Origin of the sequence: Bacillus sp. JJ1532, from assembly GCF_036965085.1 — a bacterium.
Lineage (GTDB): Bacteria > Bacillota > Bacilli > Bacillales > Cytobacillaceae > Cytobacillus.
Window position 1 is genome coordinate 8498 of record NZ_JBALOW010000026.1, and the last position, 21034, is coordinate 29531.

General features: G+C 36.8%; 18 protein-coding genes. 14 read left to right on the plus strand and 4 right to left on the minus strand.

The genetic code is table 11. The features are described 5' to 3' along the window. The first annotated feature begins 481 nt into the window (after nt 1-481). Together V7122_RS25740 and V7122_RS10670 are read left to right on the plus strand one after the other, a co-directional pair. On the plus strand, nt 482-1543 hold the full coding sequence (locus V7122_RS25740; protein WP_438824779.1) for an SGNH/GDSL hydrolase family protein: 1062 nt from the start codon (nt 482-484) through the stop codon (nt 1541-1543). A gap of 623 nt (nt 1544-2166) precedes the next feature. Continuing rightward, nucleotides 2167-2679 (plus strand): DUF2269 family protein, encoded by a 513-nt coding sequence (locus V7122_RS10670; protein WP_335526661.1) that lies wholly within the window; start codon nt 2167-2169, stop codon nt 2677-2679. An 836-nt stretch (nt 2680-3515) separates the two neighbouring features. Here the strand turns inward: V7122_RS10670 and V7122_RS10675 are convergent. From V7122_RS10675 to V7122_RS10690, 4 genes are all read right to left on the minus strand, one after another. Further along, on the minus strand, nt 3516-4652 hold the full coding sequence (locus V7122_RS10675) for a M24 family metallopeptidase (RefSeq protein WP_335526663.1): 1137 nt from the start codon (nt 4650-4652) through the stop codon (nt 3516-3518). A 28-nt stretch (nt 4653-4680) separates the two neighbouring features. Next, on the minus strand, nt 4681-6000 hold the full coding sequence (locus tag V7122_RS10680; RefSeq protein ID WP_335526665.1) for an MFS transporter: 1320 nt from the start codon (nt 5998-6000) through the stop codon (nt 4681-4683). Nucleotides 6001-6151: 151 nt separating this feature from the next. Beyond that, nucleotides 6152-7378 (minus strand): metal-dependent hydrolase family protein, encoded by a 1227-nt coding sequence (locus tag V7122_RS10685; RefSeq protein WP_335526666.1) that lies wholly within the window; start codon nt 7376-7378, stop codon nt 6152-6154. A 181-nt stretch (nt 7379-7559) separates the two neighbouring features. Continuing rightward, nucleotides 7560-9110 carry a PucR family transcriptional regulator gene (locus tag V7122_RS10690; RefSeq protein WP_335526668.1) on the minus strand — a complete coding sequence of 517 codons (1551 nt, stop codon included), beginning with the start codon at nt 9108-9110 and terminating at the stop codon, nt 7560-7562. Nucleotides 9111-9798: 688 nt separating this feature from the next. Between V7122_RS10690 and V7122_RS10695 the strand changes: the two genes are divergently transcribed. The 12 genes from V7122_RS10695 (at nt 9799) to V7122_RS10745 (ending at nt 21027) form a co-directional block, all read left to right on the plus strand. After that, complete coding sequence (locus tag V7122_RS10695) at nt 9799-10632, plus strand: M55 family metallopeptidase (RefSeq protein WP_335526669.1); 834 nt, start codon at nt 9799-9801, stop codon at nt 10630-10632. 72 nt (nt 10633-10704) lie between these two features. Next, complete coding sequence (gene dat / locus V7122_RS10700) at nt 10705-11577, plus strand: D-amino-acid transaminase (protein ID WP_335526670.1); 873 nt, start codon at nt 10705-10707, stop codon at nt 11575-11577. 196 nt (nt 11578-11773) lie between these two features. Then, complete coding sequence (locus tag V7122_RS10705; RefSeq protein WP_438824780.1) at nt 11774-12373, plus strand: ankyrin repeat domain-containing protein; 600 nt, start codon at nt 11774-11776, stop codon at nt 12371-12373. Between the two features lie 257 nt (nt 12374-12630). Further along, nucleotides 12631-14112, plus strand: coding sequence for a purine-cytosine permease family protein (locus V7122_RS10710; RefSeq protein WP_335526738.1), 1482 nt, complete (start codon nt 12631-12633; stop codon nt 14110-14112). Nucleotides 14113-14140: 28 nt separating this feature from the next. After that, on the plus strand, nt 14141-14317 hold the full coding sequence (locus V7122_RS25745) for a hypothetical protein (RefSeq protein WP_438824781.1): 177 nt from the start codon (nt 14141-14143) through the stop codon (nt 14315-14317). Next, complete coding sequence (locus V7122_RS10715; protein ID WP_335526675.1) at nt 14317-15042, plus strand: FadR/GntR family transcriptional regulator; 726 nt, start codon at nt 14317-14319, stop codon at nt 15040-15042. The genes V7122_RS25745 and V7122_RS10715 overlap by 1 nt, the downstream gene beginning before the upstream one ends. 265 nt (nt 15043-15307) lie before the next feature. Continuing rightward, on the plus strand, nt 15308-16570 hold the full coding sequence (locus V7122_RS10720) for an urea ABC transporter substrate-binding protein (RefSeq protein WP_335526677.1): 1263 nt from the start codon (nt 15308-15310) through the stop codon (nt 16568-16570). A 126-nt stretch (nt 16571-16696) separates the two neighbouring features. Then, nucleotides 16697-17566, plus strand: a complete 870-nt coding sequence (locus V7122_RS10725) for an ABC transporter permease subunit (RefSeq protein WP_335526679.1) — start codon at nt 16697-16699, stop codon at nt 17564-17566. Nucleotide 17567: 1 nt separating this feature from the next. Then, the gene (locus tag V7122_RS10730) at nt 17568-18620 is read left to right on the plus strand and encodes an ABC transporter permease subunit (RefSeq protein ID WP_335526681.1); all 1053 of its coding nucleotides are present in this window, start codon (nt 17568-17570) and stop codon (nt 18618-18620) included. Next, nucleotides 18601-19344 (plus strand): ABC transporter ATP-binding protein, encoded by a 744-nt coding sequence (locus V7122_RS10735; protein WP_335526683.1) that lies wholly within the window; start codon nt 18601-18603, stop codon nt 19342-19344. The genes V7122_RS10730 and V7122_RS10735 overlap by 20 nt, the downstream gene beginning before the upstream one ends. Nucleotides 19345-19377: 33 nt before the next feature. Beyond that, nucleotides 19378-20076, plus strand: a complete 699-nt coding sequence (locus tag V7122_RS10740; RefSeq protein WP_335526739.1) for an ABC transporter ATP-binding protein — start codon at nt 19378-19380, stop codon at nt 20074-20076. 24 nt (nt 20077-20100) lie between these two features. Then, nucleotides 20101-21027: an acetamidase/formamidase family protein gene (locus V7122_RS10745; protein WP_335526685.1), complete on the plus strand. Its 927-nt coding sequence runs from the start codon at nt 20101-20103 to the stop codon at nt 21025-21027. Nucleotides 21028-21034 lie beyond the last annotated feature (7 nt).

Sequence of the window (21034 nt, forward strand, 5' to 3'; positions counted from 1 at the left end):
AACGTTTGATTAAACAGTCTCAATCCCTTGTCCAGCATGGCTTTGAGGGAATCTAATCAAATGTTTAATTAATATGTATGTTCGTATTTTTTATATCAATTTATATCAAATACTAATTTTAATAATTAATATGATACAAACTTGGTGATAGCCTGTCCTGTCCGTGCAAGAGATTATTAAACAAACGTTTGATTGAACAGTTTCAATCCCTTGCCCTGCCTGACTTTGAGGGGATTTAATCAAACGTTTAATTAACGATATTTTTACTATAAAAATTTAAATTGTTAACAACTTTAAAAGTAAAAGGGCAAGCCCACCTAACTACAAAAGAATCGTTCCCGATTTTCCATAAAATAGTGAAAAATGTCCATAAATATTGCCCACACTGCAATCTTTCTGGTTGTTTTTACCTATGTAATTAAGATAGAATGATAGAGTATTTTGTGAATATTCAAAATTATTATGAAGGCAGGGGATCTATTTGTCTAGGTATTTTGTTAAGGCTTTATTCGTGTTTGCGCTTTTATTTGGGATGGTGGCGCAGCCAATTGCTAGCTCAGCTACTGCAGAAAAGAATGTATATTATGTTAGTCTTGGAGATTCACTGGCTGCCGGCCTATCGCCGTTTGGTGAGATTGGCAAGGGCTATCCTGACTTTATTGCGGAAAACTTCAAGAGCAATGAGGTTCTCCAAATGTTTGTCAGGGATTACGCTGTACCGGGCTATACGACAACCAATGTACTAGATGACATTGCCAATAACGTGGTAAAAGGAGAAAATGATGGAATCCAGGCTGTTTTGAGCCAAGCCACGCATGTGACACTTGATGTCGGCGCCAATGATATCTTAAAGAAGATTAAGATTGATCCAGTAAATCAAACTGTTTCTTTTGATCAGGAAGAGGTTAAGCAAACATTTTCGGACATTCAACAAAATCTTGTTCAAATCATCACCGCTGTAAAATCGCTAAATCCAGATGTAAAGCTTTATATCATGGGCTACTACAACCCATATCCGCATTTGCCGGCTGAGCACCAGCCCGCTCTCAACCAATTATTAACTGCACTAAATTCAATGATTGAACAAATTGCGATCCAATCCACCTCTGTCTTCGTTCCAACTGCAGATGTCATCGCAAAAAATATTGCTTTTTTACCAAACCCGAAAGATATTCATTTGAGCGAAGACGGCTATAAAGCGATTTCCGAGCTTTTCTGGAATGTGATGAAACCGGCAGTAACGGAAGTGGAAGTCGAAGTGCCTGCCAAGGAAACACCGCTTGTTTATTGGGATGGCGTTATTTTGAAAAAGGGTCAGATTGGGAGACTTTCCATCGAAAAACCTATCAATCTATGGAAACGAACAGATGAGGGTCTCCAGTTTGTAAGAGTCCTAAATCCCGGTGAAAAATACCGCGTATACCGCTATGACAACGAATTCGGCGGCCAATATTCAGTTGGCGATGGACACTATGTGACGAAAATGGAAGGGTATGTATCATATCAAACTCCATCTAAACATAAATTGGAGCTGCTGAAATAAAAAATGTGGAAGGTTTTAGTGTTTCCTTTCAGGTGGGAGAAACATGAGAACCGTCATAAATAATATGAGGTAAATAAAGTAATCTTTTTCCGAGGAGGGGAGCAGCTGTGCTCCCCATTTTTTTTATGGCGAGGATGTGTATTTAGCCCTAGGCTAATCAAACGATTGATCAGTAGGGTTACTAAATAAAAAAGTGCTTTTCATGCTAAGCCATTCCGTTTTGAGGTGCAAACAATACAATTAGCAATACAATTTTAAGGCGAAGTCGCAAAGATTTCGCTTTTTGATTTTAATCTGAATTTGGAACACCAGCTCAACGGCTGAGATTAACGGATAAAGTTTTTACCTTGAAAGATATAATCATCTATATGAGATAAGTGCAACAAACTTTGAGTTAGTTGCACTTTTTATTTGGCATAAAAACAAATGAAGTTTTTCAAAATAAGACCACAGAAGTAGAGAGAATTAAGACTGTGGCTCATTATAAGATTATTTCCCCCCCTATTATAATGAATAGTGCAAGAATCGGTAAGGCACTTTTTGATAAAGGAAAATGTTTATAAAAGGGTGTACAAATAACTTATTGAAATAATAAACAATAGAGCAACTTGGGGGTTTGGAGAATGAAAAAAATTGGACCAAAAGGTATGAAGTGGCTGAAGATTATCCACGTTTTTCTTGTAGTATTATTTTTCGGAGGAATTTTGAGTTCTGTGGCTTTAAATCTTCATATTGATTTCACAAAGTATGATGAATCTTACCTTGGCTATAAAAACATTATTATAATTAGCGATAATATTGTCAGATGGGGTGCGATTGGAACTTTACTAGTGGGATTCACATACGGATTTTTTACTAACTGGGGGTTTTTCAAGCATAGATGGGTTGGTGTTAAATTTGTTCTTTACATTATTCAAACAATCGTTGGAATTTTTGTTGTAGACAAGTTAATGGTAGCAAATATGGAATTGTTAGAAACTCAAAAAGAAATGGCATTAAGTAATCCAATCTTTATTCAAAATCACGAGATAAGACAATATGCGGTCTACTTTCAAGTTCTTGTTACAATTTTCATATTTATTATTTCGTTTTTAAAACCTTGGAAGAAGAAAAAACTTCATTCAAAACAAAGTTAACTTTTATTGCTAATTGTGATGCGAAAAAGCGTGGTTAATTTAACCACGCTTTTAGTGTTTTATCTACCAATTGTAATGATATTTTATTGTTTTTTTCTTATGCGATTTACCTTTTTGCACCTCAAAACGGAACGGCTTATTTTCATGCTAACTTTTTTATTTTAGAGGAGAAGGGGGCCACTTTCTTATCCAAAAAGAAGTCCCCACAATAACCGAAGCTGCTATGTATAATCACCTTTCTCTTCACTTACTAGCGAGTAATTATGCCTACTCGTGCTGGGGTAAGCTGAAACCTTTGTCATATCTTCTAGCTGTTCAGCTGTTTTGAACAGGGTGGGGTGGAAAAGTTTAAACAAAGTACAAAGTTTGAGGAAAATGTGCAGTAGGATGGGATCACAACATTTAAACAAACGTTTGACTAATATGCTTTCATGATTTGGTTGACATCCCGTTCTAAAAATTAGCTGGTAACCGCTCGATTTGGGAGCCACCTGTGGAATTGGCTGACAAACCGGTCGAATTGGCTGATAACCTGCCAAATCTGGCTGATAAACTACTCAAATTGGCTGATAAACCTTCCAACCCCTATCAAAAAGTGAAATTTTATCTCACATATGTGGGTTGAGAGGCCAGAATAGGGTTAAGTACAACTAAATTTACAAAACAGCCGAATTAAAGTACATTTTTCCGTTGAATAAATGACCATTTTGCGGATAATGTGCAATATCATAAATGATTTCATTACCAGACCCCCGCAGTATATAACTATACAGCGTTAAAAAAAGAGATAACTCCCTTCATAAAGCTGAAGGTCCGTTACCTCTTTTCATTCCAACTTATCCTATGGTCAATGATTCAATATCCCTTGGATAATGGGTAATCAGCTCGCATCCATCTTTCTGAACAAGCACGGTATCACTGCATCGGAACCCGCCGACACCGGGGATATACAAGGCAGGCTGAATAATTAGAGTCATGTTTTCGGCAAGGATCTCCTGACTATCGAAGCGCAGAAAAGGAGATTCTCCCATGCTAATTCCTATCCCTGAGCCTGAGCGATGAACGAAGTATTGGTCAACGCCTTCTTGTTGAAAAACATTACGAATGGCTTTGTCTACTTCAGAGGCATTAATACCTGGACGGATAGCCTCCAATGCGGCAGCGTGGGCGCGAAGGACTATGGAATAATAATCTTTCTGTTCCTTGCTAGGCTCGCCAACAAATCCCATCCGGTCACATTGTGCACGATAACCATTAATCGCCACTTGCCTGCAAAGGATTAATGAATCTCCAGGCTGCAATGGACGAATGCTAGAATTGGTGTGCGGCAGCACCGTTCTTTCAGTACCTGAGGTCGTCATTATGAAAGTCGTCACACTAGCTTGTGGTAAGTTTTTGGCAACCTCTTGTCTGAGAGCATTAGCCCCCATTTGTTCCAATTCTATTTCTGAAATTTCGGGACGAACAAAGCCTAACGTTCTTTTATTAATATAATCAACATATTTACCAGATAAACGGATTGCTTCAATCTCATCTATTTCCTTAACCGAACGTAATTGCGAAAGCTGAGTACTAATATCCTTAACCTCGAGTCTTCTGCTGCTTAAGATGTTTAATTCAGACAAGGATATTTTATTGGCCTCCACACCTATGAGTTTCCCTTGTGCTAGGTTCGAAATTACTTGATCTAGACTTGCATGGAAGTTTAAGCTACTATGACCTTCCACAGGATGCTCATAATAGATCTCAATATCGACTCCTTGAGCCTCCAACTTGGCACTGTCGGCGGCTGTAGCTGGGACGATTAACACAGCTTTTTGGCCGCTCATCACTAACGCGAATGGGCGAGAGAGAACGGCAGCATAAAAGCCAGTGTAATAGTAAATATGATCTAAGTCTTGGATCAAAATATCTTCAATTTCAACTGCTTTTAGAGAATGAATTAGTTTATCTCTTCGTTCTTGATAATTCATTTTTCCCTCCTAGAATCCATAAGTCTTTCTATTTATCAAATTGAACATTTTTTGTTTCCTTATAGAGAAAGATCGTTGCAAGTAAGGTGATCACCATGGTGATACACATGTAGATTGGGACCGCCATCACATTACCTGTTTTATTGATAAGCCAGGTTGCCGCCATCATCGCTGTGCCGGCAAATACAGCACTTGCTAATTGATAAGGAACCGAAAAACCACTAACCCGAACTTTGGCGGGGAAGATTTCAGACATAGCCACCGTATTTGGACCTTGAAACAGTGCGAAGATGATCGCCAACAGACAAACAACCACTACCATAGTTCCATAGCTTTCTGCATTAGCTAAAAGGCTAAACAGAGGGTAACTGAATAACAAGATTCCTCCGGATCCCGCAATCATAAGCGGTTTTCTGCCAAACCTATCTGCTAAGAATCCCGCAATTGGCAGGGCAATCATATAAGCAACTAGAGTAATAGCTGTGAGGGAGAAGCCTACATTCATTGGCAACTTTAAAAACTGAGAAATATACGTTGGCATAAAGCTTAAAATCAGCCAATACGTTACAAACGCGCCACTCATCAGCAAAAAGCATGTAACCATCCCTGTCCGATGATGTTTAAACGCATCACGCAAAGGCTTTTCACTAAATGACTTAGATTCCTTTGCCTCCTGGAAAACCGGTGTTTCTTCCACACCCTTACGCATAAAGTAGCCGAAGAAAGCAATAACAATACCGAATAGGAAGGCAATTCTCCAACCCCAATCATTCAAAACCTCTGTAGAAAAAATATTGCTAAATAACAATCCCGTTAATGAACCCAATAGTAAACCGAGTGCAGATCCTACTTGTGAAAAACTAACAATGAACGCCCGGTTATTCGGCTTCGAATATTCTCCTAAGAAGGATACTGCACTGCCCCATTCTCCACCAGCGGAAATCCCTTGTAACATCCTAGCAATGGCTAAAATGATAGGTGCAGCAATCCCTATTTGCGCATAAGTTGGTAGGGCACCCATGATAAACGTACTTACACCCATTAGAATGACAGTTAAGGACAGGGTGTTTTTGCGTCCAATTTTATCTCCAAAGTGCCCGAAGAGAAAGCCTCCGATCGGACGTGCGACAAAGCCCAAACCGAAAACCATAAATGATAGAATTAAACTTACCATCGGATCATTAGTTGGAAAAAAGTTCACGGAGATGGCTACGGCAAAATAACCGTAAATCCCATAATCGAACCACTCCATAACGTTACCGATGATTCCAGCCATTAAATACTTATTCTTTTTTGTGCCTTTAACAGGCCCGACTGGATTATTAGGAGTTTGTGCTTTTAGTTCCATATTCCATTTCCCCCCACCATTAAGATATTTATAGACCCTTTGCTAATTCATTTCTTTTTGCATCATCATTTTGTATCTATTAAAATGACCCTGTGTTGGGAAAACTTGATGTATTTATCTACTATTATAATAAATAGCTTCATTTGGAAACTTAAAGAGTAATTCCGACACTACGGCTATCTGCTCGCACTGAATCTAGATTTAGTTGATTACTAACAATCACGCCATCTTTTATGACCACTTTTTTATTTTTTAGAATCGATAAATCTTCTAGCGGGTTTTCTTCTACAATGAGAAGATCTGCCTTTTTGCCTTCTGAAATGACCCCTCTATCTTCAATTCCAAGAGCTTCTGCTGCAATCTTCGTTGATGAATGAATAACATCCATCGGCTTCATCCCAGCATCATTCATAATTAATAACTCATCAAAATAATACTCTGGCGGTGTCACTGGTGAACCGCAATCGGTACCTGTCGCAATTTTGACCCCAATTTTTATAGCCATTTCTAACATATTTTGATGTGGAGCGGTTACTTTCTTCGCTTTTTCTAAAGCCCACGGTGCAATTCTTTCATCTGATGCCAGACGCTTCATGACTACCATGGTCGGAACTAGATAGATTCCTTTTTCCTTCATAAGCAATAATGATTCCTCGTCTGCATAAATTCCGTGTTCAATCGTATCGACACCAACTTCAATACAATTTTTGATTCCTAGATAGCCTTCTGCATGTGCAGCGACCTTTTTATTCTTTTTATGTGCTTCTTCAACAGCCGCCTGCATTTCTTCTACTGTTAATTGTGGGGATCCAGGTTCTTCTCCAAATGTATAAATTCCGCCGGTTGCCATTAATTTAATAAAGTCCGCTCCATTTTTAAGGAGTTGTCTAGCAGCTTTTCGAACTTCATCCGGACCATCTGCCTCCACTCCGATATAATGAACGTGCCCGCCAGTCATTGTAATAGCAGGACCTGAAGCCATAATAGTCGGCCCTGTTAAGAGTTTCTGATTAATTGCATCTCGAACACTCAGAACTGACTGATTAGGAGAAGCAACATCACGGACAGTTGTAATTCCTAATTCCAAATATTCTGTGGCATGCTTATAGGCGTGAAGTGCCAGCATTTCTTTGTTTAACGGGTTTATAACAGATTGAGGGTCAAAGCTTCCGTCCCAAACAAGATGAACATGAGAATCAATCAACCCTGGTAGTACATATTTTCCTGTACAATTAACAACATGGTCACCTGGGGTCACATTCGCCTTTCCAATTCCAATCTCTGTAATCACATCATCTTGAATAACAATATACGTATTACTAATTGCCTCATTAATAATTCCATCAATCACTGTACAATTCGTTAAAATGGTTCTCATCGTAAAAGCACCTCTTTCAATTTTTTTAAAATGTTCCCCGGAGAGGGGGAGTAAAACTATTTTGATATTTTAGAATACTTTAAAAAGATTATAAATGAGTCTCCTAGCAAAACGCATTGTTCCCGAGAAACAAAAAAATCTGATTACATTGTAATCAGATAACAATTCATTATGAGAAGTTCTAACCTTTGGATTCTACTTCGGTTTTGTAAAAATAATATTTAAGCCCTAACATCAGGTCGATATATCGGTTTGAATCATCAATTTTATTATCCAAAAGATCCTCGATCTTTTTTATACGATATTTAACCGTGTTTGGGTGTAAATGCAGTTGTTCTCCACTTTCTTTTAGGCTAAAAAATGTTTGTAAGTAAACATACAATGTTTTCATCAGGTTTGTGTCATTACTTTTATCGTGAATAATGAGAGGCTGTAAGAAATCGAGATGATAATCCTCTAATAAATTTGTCATTCTCATAAAATACATCACTTTTTCATACCCTAATTCATCCCAGCTGCAGAAAGCTTGATCATGAATGGATGAATAGTGAAGTGCGATCGTAGCCTGCTCGTATATTGTTTTCAGGTCTATCCTTGTCAGTCCTTTTAATTTTCCGCTTAAGCCGACCTTTATATCTTTTCCTAGTGCATTAGTATTGAATTGATTTTGCACCAAAGCCATAATCCGATTATCCATAATCCAAACTAAACCATTTGGCTCTTTATCTACTTTTGATTCGATAAAGGAATAATATTCTCTTAATTTGGATTTATCCTCTAGCTCGGCCATTAATAAATACTTAATATTGTTGATGTCAAAATAAAAATCCTCACTGGTTATTTCAGTAATTCTTTTATCAGAAAAGATTTCTTCTAATAGGATGATATCTTTATTTTTATGGTATTCTTTCGTCTGATTTTTTTTCATCGCATCTAAAATCAAGGCTGTTAATGCATTTTTGATGACAACATGACGAAAAGGGGCCTCCTTATTGAGCTGGCCAATGATTAAATAACCATAAAAGTCCATTTTGCTGTTTAAGGGGAATACCTGGAAGTCGCCTAGCTGTGAATGCTGATTTGGCACTTCAATTGGCTTTAATGTCAAACGGACCTGATTAAAAATTTGCTGAAAATCATTTGTGACTTCGTCTATGCAATGCCTCAAAAACAAACGGGAAAAATGAGGGGAATTCCATAATGAAACTACTTTCATTTCCTTATTTAAGTAAATAATGTATTCATCAAGATACTTCCCTAATGATTGAATAATATAATGATTTTCTTTTTCAATAACAAGTGCGTCTAGCATATTTTGATTTAATTGATCAATCTCACCTTTAATCTTTGACCTTTCTTCATATATTAATTCTAGATACTTTTCATATAACAAATGATATGGAATATTGGCGGGAATATAGAATAATGGGATTTTGGCTTCGTTCGCTAAATCTAGTAATTCATTCGGAACCTCAGAATATACAACATTATGAACACAAATGCCGCTAACGCCTACTTTTATATACCATTCAAAGTGTTCAATAATTTCAGCTATACTTTTAAATCCATAAAAGGTTGTTAAGATAACCGAGTTTTTATGAACCCTGGTGCTCTTAAATGGAAACTCCTGAACATCAAGATACTCTATTACTTTATCTAACCCTTCATCTCCAGCAATAAGCTTGATTTGTTCCTGTTCCAAAACCTTTTGAAAATCACTTACTGTGATCATCATCATCACCTCTATATCAAAAGTGGAATTGATAAGTCTATTATCCTTATTTTTCAATTATAGACTAAATTTTGTTTTTCGGTCCTTAATAGAAGCATGAAAGGAAAAAGTGCCAGAGGGAAGCAAGGGGAGGGGGTTCTTGTGTTTGCTTTTTAAACCTAGAATATATAGCTAAACAAACGTTTGATTAAATTATTAAAAAGCTATTTAATCAAACGTTTGATTGAATCGCCAATCGCTTGAGGCTGTAGGGTTAGAGTGTTAAACAAACGTTTGATTAAACTTGGATAAAGTCATTTAAACAAAAGTTTGATTCCATATAGAAATGCCTCAAGCTGTTCGAGATTCATAAATACCACCTGTATTAAAGTTATGAATACCTTTAATTGGATTTCTTTATTGTAATATTGTAAATTAATATATAATTATAAATGTTTATATAGAATATTCAGTAAAGAGTTAAGCCAGCGCACATCATGGCTGTGGTTCTGAGAATGTACTGGGTACAGATCATCCTGTGGTTTTACGGCTAAATTGAAAAATTAGGGGGGAATACATATAAAAAACGGAGAAACTATTTAAGTATACTAGGTTCATTGAAACCAATACTGTCCTCTTATCCATAAAGATATGGGGATTTTTTCTGCCTATTTTCAAATAGTGATAAATCTTGATTTGGAGGAAACTAATGAAAATCTATATAGTGGCGGATGGTGAGGGCATATCCGGGGTAGTGAATTCGGAGGAGATGCACCATTCGGGAAAGTATTATGACCAATTTAGAAAATTAATGACGATGGATGTTAATGCTGCCATTGAAGGTGCTTTTGAAGCCGGTGCTACAGAGGTTGTTGTTAATGATGCTCACTGGTCCATGCTAAATATTCTATATGAGGAGTTAGACCCGAGAGCGGAACTAATTAGAGGATCGAATAAAAATTTATGTATGATGGAGCAGGTAGAGGGATTTGATGCGGCTCTTTTTATCGGCTTACATGCAAAAGTTGGTCATTCCCACGGTGTAGCCAACGAAACGATGGTTGGCCCGGAAATGTATGAAACGAGAATGAATGGGGTTCCAGTTGGAGAGTTAGAGATTAACGCAGCGGTTGCAGGCCATTTTGGAGTTCCTGTTATTATGGTTTCGGGGGACGATTGCCTAGCGAAAGAGGCAAAAGAAAGCTTGGGCGATGTAGAGACGGCTATTGTTAAAAAGTCGATTGACCGATGGGCAGCCAGATGTTTGCCAATGGTTAAAGCACATGAAGAAATTCGTTCCAAAGCTTTTACGGCTGTTAAGCGAATAAATGATTTTAAACCATATGAGGTAACAGGGCCAGTCGAAATGGAAATCGAATGGACTTCGACTGCAGAATGTAAAAAAGCAAGCCTTGTTCCCGGCTCCTATATGAAGTCGCCGAGAATTATTGCGTATAAAGGAGACACTTTTTTAGAAGCTTGGAAGGGAATATTTGCGTGCTTACATATCGGCAGCACGGCGTTTGATAAAATTTACGGGTAAAATCGTTTGACGGATAGGGGCTTTTACTCTTAGCAGGCGTTATGGGTAAAGCATTTTTAGGGAGGAATCATCATGATTTTATGGAATGAACGTATTGTGCAGCGAGATGAAGTGAAGATTGATTTTGAAGACCGCGGATACCAATTTGGTGATGGAGTCTATGAAGTAATTCGAGTGTACAGCGGCAAATTCTTTGAAATGGATTCACATCTGGAGCGCTTAAAGCAGAGCGCTGAAAAAATTGATTTAGCCATCCCTTATAGTCTCATAGATATTAAAAACAGGTTAATCGAGCTTATTAAGACAAACCATATCATAAACGGGACTGTATATATTCAAGTTACACGCGGAACAGCACCGAGAACCCACCATTTTCCGGACGAATCTAAGGCTGTCCTGATGGCTTATACGCAGGAAAGCGAGCGGCCAATAAATAAAACAACGAATGGTATTTCTGCTATTCTAACTGAGGATGTGCGCTGGCTCTGCTGTGACATAAAAAGTCTCAACTTGCTTCCCAATGTTCTTGCCAAGCAAAAAGCAAAACAACTTAAATGTGACGAGGCTCTATTACACCGCGGAGAAATCGTATCTGAGGGAAGCTCAAGCAACGTATATATTGTTAACGGGAACGTAATCAGCACACACCCAGCTAACAATCTGATATTAAATGGAATTACGAGAAAAGTGGTATTCCAATTAGCGAAAGAGAATCATATAGAAGTTAGGGAAGAACCATTTACGATCAATCAAATGCTCAGTTCCGATGAAATCTTTATAACTAGTACTACCTTTGAAATAACGCCGGTCATTGAGATTAATGATACAAAAATAGGAAATGGAAGTCCCGGCAATGTGACACAGACACTGCAAAAGGCATTTGGTGAGAGAATTTTCGGTAGCGATTCCTTAGCACTGGAACAAGAGGGCAGGGTGAAAGTGTAAACAATGCTTCTTGTTTTTTAATAGTTTGGGAAAATTACTAGAGAAGCAGCCACTTTTACTATACGTGGCTGCTTTTATTTATTAAAATTGCTATTTTTAAGCATAAAAGGAGACGATGATCTTCCGATTTGTAGTTGGGAGGGAACTCGCCTAAAATCTATTTAAAGATACAAAATAAAAAAACGAGGTGACTACAATGGAATTAACAGAAGATTTTTTTAAAGCAGCCATTGAAGGAGATATCGAAAGTTTAAAAAGCCTTTTAGAAAAAGGCATTGATATTAATGTAAGAAATAAGAAAAAGCAAACAGCTATATTGCTTGCTGCCATACATAACAAGCTTGATACAGTTGAATTTTTGGCTAATGAAGGCGCAGATATTAACCTGCAAGATCAAACATGTCTTAATCCATTTTTATATGGCTGTATTAAAGGGGACTTAGCTCTAGTAACATTAATAGTTAATAATGGTGCGAATTTAGAGTGTTTGACTCGATTTGGAGGTGTTGGCCTTACTCCGGCATGTGAAAAGGGGCATATTGATGTCGTTCGCTTCCTATTAACGACAACGGACATTAATGTAAACCACACCAATTTTGTCGGCTGGACACCACTGATCGAGGCGATCATCCTTAATGACGGCGGTCCAAAACAGCAGGACATTATCAAATTATTAATTGAACATGGTGCAGACACTCAAATGGTTGATAAATATGGGGTTACCCCTCTTGAACTAGCAAGAGGAAAAGGATACTCGGAAATCGAGAAAATACTATTAGAAGCTGGGGCAGAGTAATGACTTTAGTTTTTGAAGAAATCATTTGAATTCAGATAATTTTGGAGTAACAGGGGCTTTGTAATAATTACAAGCTCCTTTTTGGTGTTTGAATATGCTACTTAGGCTGGAAATGCTGCAGTTTTTATGAAAAATTTAAGGATATGAACAATTTACTTTCAAGATAACGATTAATTTTATAAAAATTAAGAATTTACTAATAATTTGATATAATTAAATCAGCAAATTCAATAGGGGGATTACTTATTTTGAGATGGATGAGATGGTTTGAAGGACCTACTAATACCTCAAAAGCAGAAAATATAGAAGATTATGCAATACGAAAAATCCCATCACATTATCGCTGGCCAATCCCAGCAATTATTATGGTCTTAATTGGTAATTCGACTGCCTTATATTTTTATATGTTTGGTGTAAATTTAGCATATACAGTAGGATGGCCATGGATGTTACTCCCAATTCTATACTTTTTCTTAGGATCAAGTTTAATAGGGATGGTTATGATTAATCTCGCAAGTAAAGAAGGGCTGACAATCGATTTAATGACCAGGGGAATGGGGTTTGGTTATCTTGGGTCTGCTGTAACCTCTTTAATTTATGGTATAAATTTTGTCTTTTACTTTATCTTCGAGGGGACCATTGTTACTCATGCCATTGCAATATTTTTTGGAATTCATTTTAGTTCTTTAGAAGGAACTATAATATTTGCCATCATTGGGCTGATTAAATTATTTTTGGTTTGGTTTGGAATGAAGGAACTTCAATTTTTGCAATCAAGGGCTATCCTGATTTATGGTATTCTATTTGGCTTTGCTATTTATATACTAGTAACGAATTTTGAAGCAGTAGGGCCTATAGGCTGGACAGCTCTTAAACCAGTAACATCAGAAGCATTATGGACTGCATTTATGCTAGTAAATGGACAGGTTGTTTTTCAAGGATTAATGGCAACAGACTATGGCCGGTTTGCTAAAAAAAGCGCTGGATACAAAGGGGGGTTCCTTTGTATGATTGGCATGTTAATCCCAATGATACTAAACATGATAGCGGGACCACTCTTTGCATTCACATTGCTAAAGACCTTTAATACAGAGGGCAGTACATCACTTGCAGCAAATCCCGGATATGTTTTTCCAATACTAATGGGTGGATGGGGAGTATTATTTGTTATTGTTACTCAAATTCGGATAAATGTAATGAATCTATATTCGTGTTCTCTGGCATTGTCAAACTCATTTTCTTTATTTTTTAATTTTAGACCCGGTAGACAGTGGTGGATGGTTTTTGTTTTTCTTTTTAGCTGTGTTATTTATGCTTTTGATATATTACAATTCTTTGATACTTGGCTTGCTGTTTCAGGAATATTAACTAATACATGGATTTTCATTTTATTGGCTGACCACTATATTTGTAAAAAGTTATTGAAATTTGGACCAAGCGATTTTATTGAGTACCGTAGACCATTTTTATTCAAGTGGAATCCGACTGGATTATTTTCACTATTATTTGCAGTCGGAATAGGAGCTTTAGGTATCTTTAATTTTTACCCGATTTATTATGCTTCCTTTATTTCAATGATCATTGGTCCCATTTTACATGTTTTGCTAACAATAAAATCAAAAGGCCGTTTTTATTTTACACATTTCCCTGTTGACCGGGACACGAATTGGATGCCAGATGCTAATAAAAAGGTGGAAATAATATTAAATTCAAATGATAATATTAGTAAGGATATTTAATTAAGAAAAATGAAGGCAGGCAGACTTTATGGAAAACTACTGTGAAATTTGTAAAATCGAAATTAAAACATTCAGCATAAAACATATTGCTGGTTTTCCGGAAAGGGAGCACAATTTCTGTTCGGAACAGTGTCTTACTTACTTTTTAAGAATGGAAGATGATGAATTAGACTATGGTATAATAAAGGGAAAAGTGGAAAAATAATGAAAACAGGTGATCAAATGAATTTTGAACCTATAAATAAAAATAATCGAATGTTTGAACAAGTACTTGATCGTTTAAAGTATAGTATTACTTCAGGAGATCTTTCACCTGGCGATAAACTTATGACAGAAAGAGAAATGGCAAGTACACTTCAAGTTAGTCGTTCATCAGTGAGAGAGGCTCTAAGGATACTCGAAATTTTTGATGTTATTCAATCGAAGCCTGGGGAAGGAACTATATTAAAAAAGCCTGATGTCCCTAAGATTATAACGAAAATTTTGCCGTTTATGACTATCTCAAAAGACGCTAATCTAGAATTATTTGAGTCTAGAAGAGTTCTCGAGGGAGGAATTGTTAAACTAGCAGCTAAACGAAGAAAAGAAAGGGATCTGAAAAATTTAGAGGAGTCTATTTCACGAATGATGGGCTCTAAAGGATTAGAGGAAAGAATAAATGCTGATCTAGATTTTCATCTGTACTTAGCTAAAGCGGCATATAATAATACACTTTCAGATATCCTAATTGTTGTTGCAGATGTTGTTAGCCAAAATCTTTATGCAATCGGATTTCAGATTCACTCCAATGATGAGGTTAATTCCAAAATTATCGAACAGCATCAACGTATTTTAAATGCGATAAAAGATAAAAGTCCCGAATTGGCTTCACAAGAGATGGAAAACCACTTAACTTTTGAAGAAAAAATCATTGAGGAATGGAATGAATAAACAAGAATAATGGTTGTTTGACTAATGGTCTACCATTATTTTTTTTTGCCAAAATAAATAACTATTAGAAAGAATTTTTAGAAATATCAAAATACGATATAGACTCGTAATTAGAAAGGTGTTAATATACTGTTAAATCGAAATACTGGTCAGACCAACATACCAACATACCAGTGGACCAAGAAATAAAAAAATTATAAGGGGGAATTCAAACTTTTTTTATTTTAATTAGAAATTTTTTTAGAAAAAAGGAGGGTTTTCAAAGATGAGTTTGATTAAAAGGAAATCTAAGAGTTACATAGCTCTTGTCTTATTACTTTTAAGTACACTTATTATTTCAGCCTGTTCCTCATCGTCTACTGGATCATCTAGTGATTCCGAAAAAATTAAGCTAGGAATTTTAGAAGACCAATCTGGGGATTTTTCTCTTGTTGGAATCCAAAAACTACACGCAGCTCAACTAGCAGTTGATGAAATTAATGAGGCTGGAGGACTGCTTGGAAAGCAGATTGAAATTATTGCACCGGACACACAATCTGATAATAAAAGATATCAAGAAATGGCTAAGAAGTTAATTTTGGAGGACAAAGTAGACGTGATTATGGGAGGATTCTCTAGTGCTTCACGTGAGGCAATTCGTCCTATTATGGAACAATATAAGATGCTTTACTTTTATAACAACCAATATGAAGGTGGAGTAGCAAGTAAATATGTTTTCCCAACAGGAGCAGTTCCAGAGCATCAAGTTACAACTCTTATTAAAGGTATGATTGAGGAATATGGGCCAAGAATTTACACTATAGCTGCAGATTATAACTTTGGACAAATAACCGCTGACTGGGTAAGAACTACTGCAGAAGCAAATGGTGGTGAGATTATTGGTGAGGAATTCATTCCATTAGGAGTATCTCAATTTAGTAGTACGATTAGTCGAATAAAAGCAGCAAAACCGGATGTGTTAGTTACATTAATGGTAGGTCAGGAGCAATCCTCTTTTTATAGTCAATGGGCCAAAGGAGGTAACCAGGATATTCCAATGGCTACCACAGTAAATATGGCTCAAGCTTATGAGCATAAACGGTTTGAAGCTCCAGCATTAGCAAATATGTATGTAACAGCTCCATTTATGGAGGAGTTAGCAGAAATTGATCCAACTGCAAAGGAATTTGTTGATAAGTTCTATGCGAAGTTCCCGAATGATAAGTATGTTGGTATGGAAGCAGAGGCTCAATATACTGGTGTTCAGCTATGGGCAAAGGCAGTTGAACAAGCGGGAACTACTGAAACGGAAGCGGTTATAAAGGCCCTTGAAAGTGGAATTAGTGTCGATGCACCATCAGGAAAAGTATCCATTCATCCAGAAACACATCACGCAATAAAAGATGTTTACCTTGTTCATTCTGATAAAGATCATAAGATTACTTTCCCGCGAAAATGGGATGCTGTCGTACCAGATTGGCTTTTAAAAGAAAAAGGCGTTGACCTAACAAAAAATGACGACTTCTCGCAATACACTCCGATTGATTAAGCTTTAATTAATGGGATTTTTTAGCCTGATAATCTTAAAAAGTATAGAGGGATTAAATCGTGTCCCTCTTTTCCTATTAGTCTCTCGGGCCCAAATTAAGGGAAAATATTGATGGGGAGGGGTTTTATGCAGATATTTGATATCATTTATCAATTTATGGATAGTTTTGCTTTTCTGATCCTCTCGGCAATAGGTTTGGCAATTATCTTTGGAATGATGGGCATTATTAACCTAGCACATGGAGAATTTATCATGTTAGGAGCCTACATTACAACAATAACCGCAATCGCTGGTATTCCATTACCAATAGCAATATTATTGGGCTCAATTGGAGTGGGGATATTTGGTTTCATTGTAGATAGATTAATCATTTGTCGACTGTACGGAAGAAAGCTTGACTCTGTTGTTGCTACATGGGGAATTAGCATGATAATGGGGCAGGGCATGCTTGTTATATTTGGTCCCTCGCTTCAGGGAGTGTCAACTCCGCTGGGATCGATTGTAATTGGAGGAGAAACGTATTCAACGTATAGAATTTTGTTATTCTTGATCGCGATTTTCCTCTTAGGTTTAATGTATTGGATTTTCATGCATACTAATTTTGGGCTAAGATCAAGGGCGACTATGCAAAAACAAGATATTGCTCAAAGTTTAGGTGTTAATACTAATAAAATGTATTCACTGACCTTTATGATAGGTTCAGCCTTTGCAGGATTAGCAGGAGGTCTTTACGCCTCAACAATGGCCGTATCCCCTAACTTTGGTGCAGGCTTCCTCATACCAAGTTTTGTAACTGTAATTGTTGGAGGCGCGAATCCACTAATTGGCACATCCGTATCTGGTGGAATATTGGGGATAGTCAACAGCTTGTTAAGTGCGGCTTGGGGTACTTTTTATGGAAAGTTAGGTTTGCTATTTGTCGCGATTATTGTCATAAGGTTAATTCCTTTAGGTATTTCTGGATTAATAGAAAAAAAAATAATGCGTGGGCTTTAATATGATTACAAAAAAAATGAAACTTAATTCAGAGAATGTTGTTGGAATTGTCCTTTTTGTAGGATTATTTTTGTATCCACTTTTCGTATCAAGTTATAAGGTTATTAGTCTATCATACTTCCTCTCCATGACTTTTTTGTCACTTAGTCTTGTACTGGTTTGGGGATTATGTGGAGTATTTAGCTTTGGTCAAGCAGCATTCTTCGGAATAGGCGGCTATATTTATGCGATTGTTGCCATGAATTTAGAGAACGCAGTAATAACACCTGTTGCCTTATTGATTGGAGTTCTTGCTGGAGGACTGATAGCTGGGATACTCGGATATTTTATGTTTTATGGTGGAATAAATGATGTATTTGTGGGACTAATTACGCTATGTGTGACTGTTGTTATTGAGACATTTATGGCCCAAACTGCCGGATCTGAATGGAAAATAGGAAGTGTTCTGCTTGGGGGATACAACGGAATTACAGGGATCCCATCTATATCATTAGGCTCATTTAGTTTTTTTGATAATCGGTTCTATTATCTCGTTCTTGTTTTGTTTACCGCTACTTATATAGGTTTACGTTTATTATCGGTTTCTCGTTATGGCTATACACTTATTGCTATAAGGGAAAATAGAGATAGAACAAAGTTATTCGGTTACAATGTTCCAAAAATACAGACGCTTATATTTGCACTCGGTGGATCATTAGCAGCACTAAGTGGAATTCTTTATGCTACTTGGGGCAGCTATATTACACCCTCAGCAATGGGATTAACTGCTGCAACCCTTCCTGTTGTTTTAGTTGCAGCAGGAGGAAGAAAAAATTTAACCGCTGCAGTTGTTTTCACACTATTTTATTACTGGTTCTCTCAAATTCTTTCAGCAAGCGGAAACGAGTATGCGCTAATTATTTTAGGAGTTGTATTAATTCTCGTAATCTTATTTGTTCCGGATGGGATTGTAGTGGCCTTGTTTAATTGGTTAGATAAATTTTTATTGGAAAATAAAAAGTTAACCGCAACAAAAAGGAAAAAGGAGAGTTTACATGAGTCAAGTAATAGCTGAAGTAGAGCCAAATAATAAAATTTTGCAACTCATCGGGGTTGGAAAACACTTTGGTGGTTTAAAAGCTGTTGATAAAGTTGACTTATCCATTCAAAAAGGAGAATTACATTGTTTAATTGGTCCGAATGGTGCTGGCAAAAGTACAATTTTCAAAATGATAATGGGTGTTTATGAACCAACTGTTGGCCAAGTCCATTTTAAAGGGCAAAATATTACTCATATGAAAAACTGGAACAGAGCAAAATTAGGATTAAGTATTAAGATGCAGGTGCCAGGTGTTTTTGGTGAGTTATCAGTATATGACAATATGAGAATTGCAGCTCAAAACTATTATAGTAACAGGAATTTACAATCTGAAATTGAAAGATTACTAAATATAGTGGGAATAGGTCATTTGCAAAGCGAAGTTGTAAATAATCTTTCTCATGGCCAACAGCAGTGGCTAGAGATTGGAATGGCGTTGGCCTGCAAACCAGATCTATTACTTCTTGATGAACCTGCCGCTGGAATGGGGCCAGAGGAAACCGAATTTACGGCCCAATTAGTAAGGGATTTAAATAAGGATGGTATTACTATTTTATTTATTGACCACGATATGGATTTTGTACGACGCATTGCTCAAAAAATTACCGTTCTTCATTTCGGGAAAGTCTTTGCAGAGGGGACAATATCTGAAATTGAAACAAACGAAGAAGTTATTCAGATCTATCTAGGAAAGTCTTAATTTATTATTCCATTTGATTGGGAGGGAAACATTATACTTAAAGTCAATGGACTAGTTTCGGGTTATGGAAAAGTTACGGTTGTAAGAGATGTAAACGTTAACATTAAAAGTGGAGAAATTGTTTCAATAATTGGAAGGAATGGCGTAGGCAAGAGTACACTTGTAAAAACAATCATGGGCTTAATCCCTTCAAAGCAAGGTGAAATTCTCTTTAACGACCAAGATATAACCAAGACCAAATCCTATGAGAGGGCATGGAAAGGAATTGGTTATGTTCCACAAGGCCATGGGGTGTTTCCGGGATTAACAATAGAAGAAAATTTAGCTATGGGCGGATTAATAAATATTAAAAAAGCTAAAAACAGCTTAGAACTTGTTTATAATTATTTTCCAAAATTAAGCGAACGGCGTAAACAAAAGGCTGGAACATTAAGTGGAGGAGAACAAGCTGCATTAGCAATTAGCAGGGCATTAATTGGAAATCCCGATTTACTAGTTCTAGATGAGCCGTCGGAAGGTATACAGCCAAATATTGTGGAGCATATAAGTCAGATTATTACACAAATCAATAAAGATATTGGATTGACAGTTTTATTCGTAGAGCAGCATATAGGGCTAATTCAGGATATGTCACACCGCTGTTATGCAATGGACAAAGGAACAATCGTTGGGGAAATACAGGAGCAGGAGATTCAGAATTATAATATTTTAAAACAATATTTAGCAGTGTAAATGATAAAAAGGGAGATGGTTATAATGGAAAAAACTGATCTAATATTTAGAGAGATTAAACAAGAAGAAGGTACACATAGCTATGTTTTCAGTAAATATATTGATCCAATCGCTCGTGTTAAACCAGGGGAAACGGTTGTTATTCATATGAAAGACGCCTTTGAAAATCGTATCACTAGTGAAAGTGATGTTCCAAGCAAAATCCTAGGTAATTATCTTAATCCTCAAACAGGGCCAATATATATTGAAGGAGCAGAGCCAGGGGACACGTTAGTCGCCCATATTATCGATATAGAACCTACAAGAGATTGGGCAGTTAGTATTCTGAAGCAAAACTTTGGAGGATTAACATCAACTGATATTACAAGAACTTTGAACGACCCACTTCCTGAAAAGGTTTGGATTTATAAACTTGAAAACGGCATGTTAAAAAATAATGAGCGTTTAAATTTCCCATGGAGACCTTTCCTAGGGACAATCGGAACAGCTCCCGAGATTGAGGCGATATCTGCTTTGACTCCATTTGATCACGGAGGAAACATGGATGTTCCTGATGTAAAACCGGGAAATACCGTATATCTTCCAGTAAGAACAGAGGGAGCATACTTTTTCACAGGGGACTGTCATGCAGGACAAGGAGACGGAGAACTGTGTGGAGTTGCTTTAGAAATTTCAGCAAAAGCAACTATTAAGTTTGAATTAATAAAGGGAAAAACTATAAGATGGCCTCGTATTGAAAGTCCAGAGGAATATATGGCAGTTGGAAGTGCAAGACCGATGGAAGACGCAGCTAGGATTGCGTATGCTGAACTGATTGATTGGTTAGTTGAAATGGGATGGGACAAACTTGAAGCTTACCAAGCACTTACTCAAATAGGTAAACTCCATGTCGGGAATATGGTTGATACAAACTATTCGTTAGTTGCGAAGGTCGACAAAAAATACGTATAAGTATAGT

Excerpts from the sequence above, each read along its gene's own strand:
- dat (WP_335526670.1), top strand. The coding sequence starts at position 10,705 with ATGATTTTATGGAATGAACGTATTGTGCAGCGAGATGAAGTGAAGATT.
- V7122_RS10680 (WP_335526665.1), bottom strand. The coding sequence starts at position 6,000 with ATGGAACTAAAAGCACAAACTCCTAATAATCCAGTCGGGCCTGTTAAA.
- V7122_RS10670 (WP_335526661.1), top strand. The coding sequence starts at position 2,167 with ATGAAAAAAATTGGACCAAAAGGTATGAAGTGGCTGAAGATTATCCAC.
- V7122_RS10685 (WP_335526666.1), bottom strand. The coding sequence starts at position 7,378 with ATGAGAACCATTTTAACGAATTGTACAGTGATTGATGGAATTATTAAT.
- V7122_RS10745 (WP_335526685.1), top strand. The coding sequence starts at position 20,101 with ATGGAAAAAACTGATCTAATATTTAGAGAGATTAAACAAGAAGAAGGT.
- V7122_RS10675 (WP_335526663.1), bottom strand. The coding sequence starts at position 4,652 with ATGAATTATCAAGAACGAAGAGATAAACTAATTCATTCTCTAAAAGCA.
- V7122_RS25745 (WP_438824781.1), top strand. The coding sequence starts at position 14,141 with ATGGAAAACTACTGTGAAATTTGTAAAATCGAAATTAAAACATTCAGC.
- V7122_RS10720 (WP_335526677.1), top strand. The coding sequence starts at position 15,308 with ATGAGTTTGATTAAAAGGAAATCTAAGAGTTACATAGCTCTTGTCTTA.
- V7122_RS10695 (WP_335526669.1), top strand. The coding sequence starts at position 9,799 with ATGAAAATCTATATAGTGGCGGATGGTGAGGGCATATCCGGGGTAGTG.
- V7122_RS10730 (WP_335526681.1), top strand. The coding sequence starts at position 17,568 with ATGATTACAAAAAAAATGAAACTTAATTCAGAGAATGTTGTTGGAATT.
- V7122_RS10735 (WP_335526683.1), top strand. The coding sequence starts at position 18,601 with ATGAGTCAAGTAATAGCTGAAGTAGAGCCAAATAATAAAATTTTGCAA.
- V7122_RS10725 (WP_335526679.1), top strand. The coding sequence starts at position 16,697 with ATGCAGATATTTGATATCATTTATCAATTTATGGATAGTTTTGCTTTT.
- V7122_RS10715 (WP_335526675.1), top strand. The coding sequence starts at position 14,317 with ATGAAAACAGGTGATCAAATGAATTTTGAACCTATAAATAAAAATAAT.
- V7122_RS10690 (WP_335526668.1), bottom strand. The coding sequence starts at position 9,110 with ATGATCACAGTAAGTGATTTTCAAAAGGTTTTGGAACAGGAACAAATC.
- V7122_RS10710 (WP_335526738.1), top strand. The coding sequence starts at position 12,631 with ATGAGATGGTTTGAAGGACCTACTAATACCTCAAAAGCAGAAAATATA.
- V7122_RS10705 (WP_438824780.1), top strand. The coding sequence starts at position 11,774 with ATGGAATTAACAGAAGATTTTTTTAAAGCAGCCATTGAAGGAGATATC.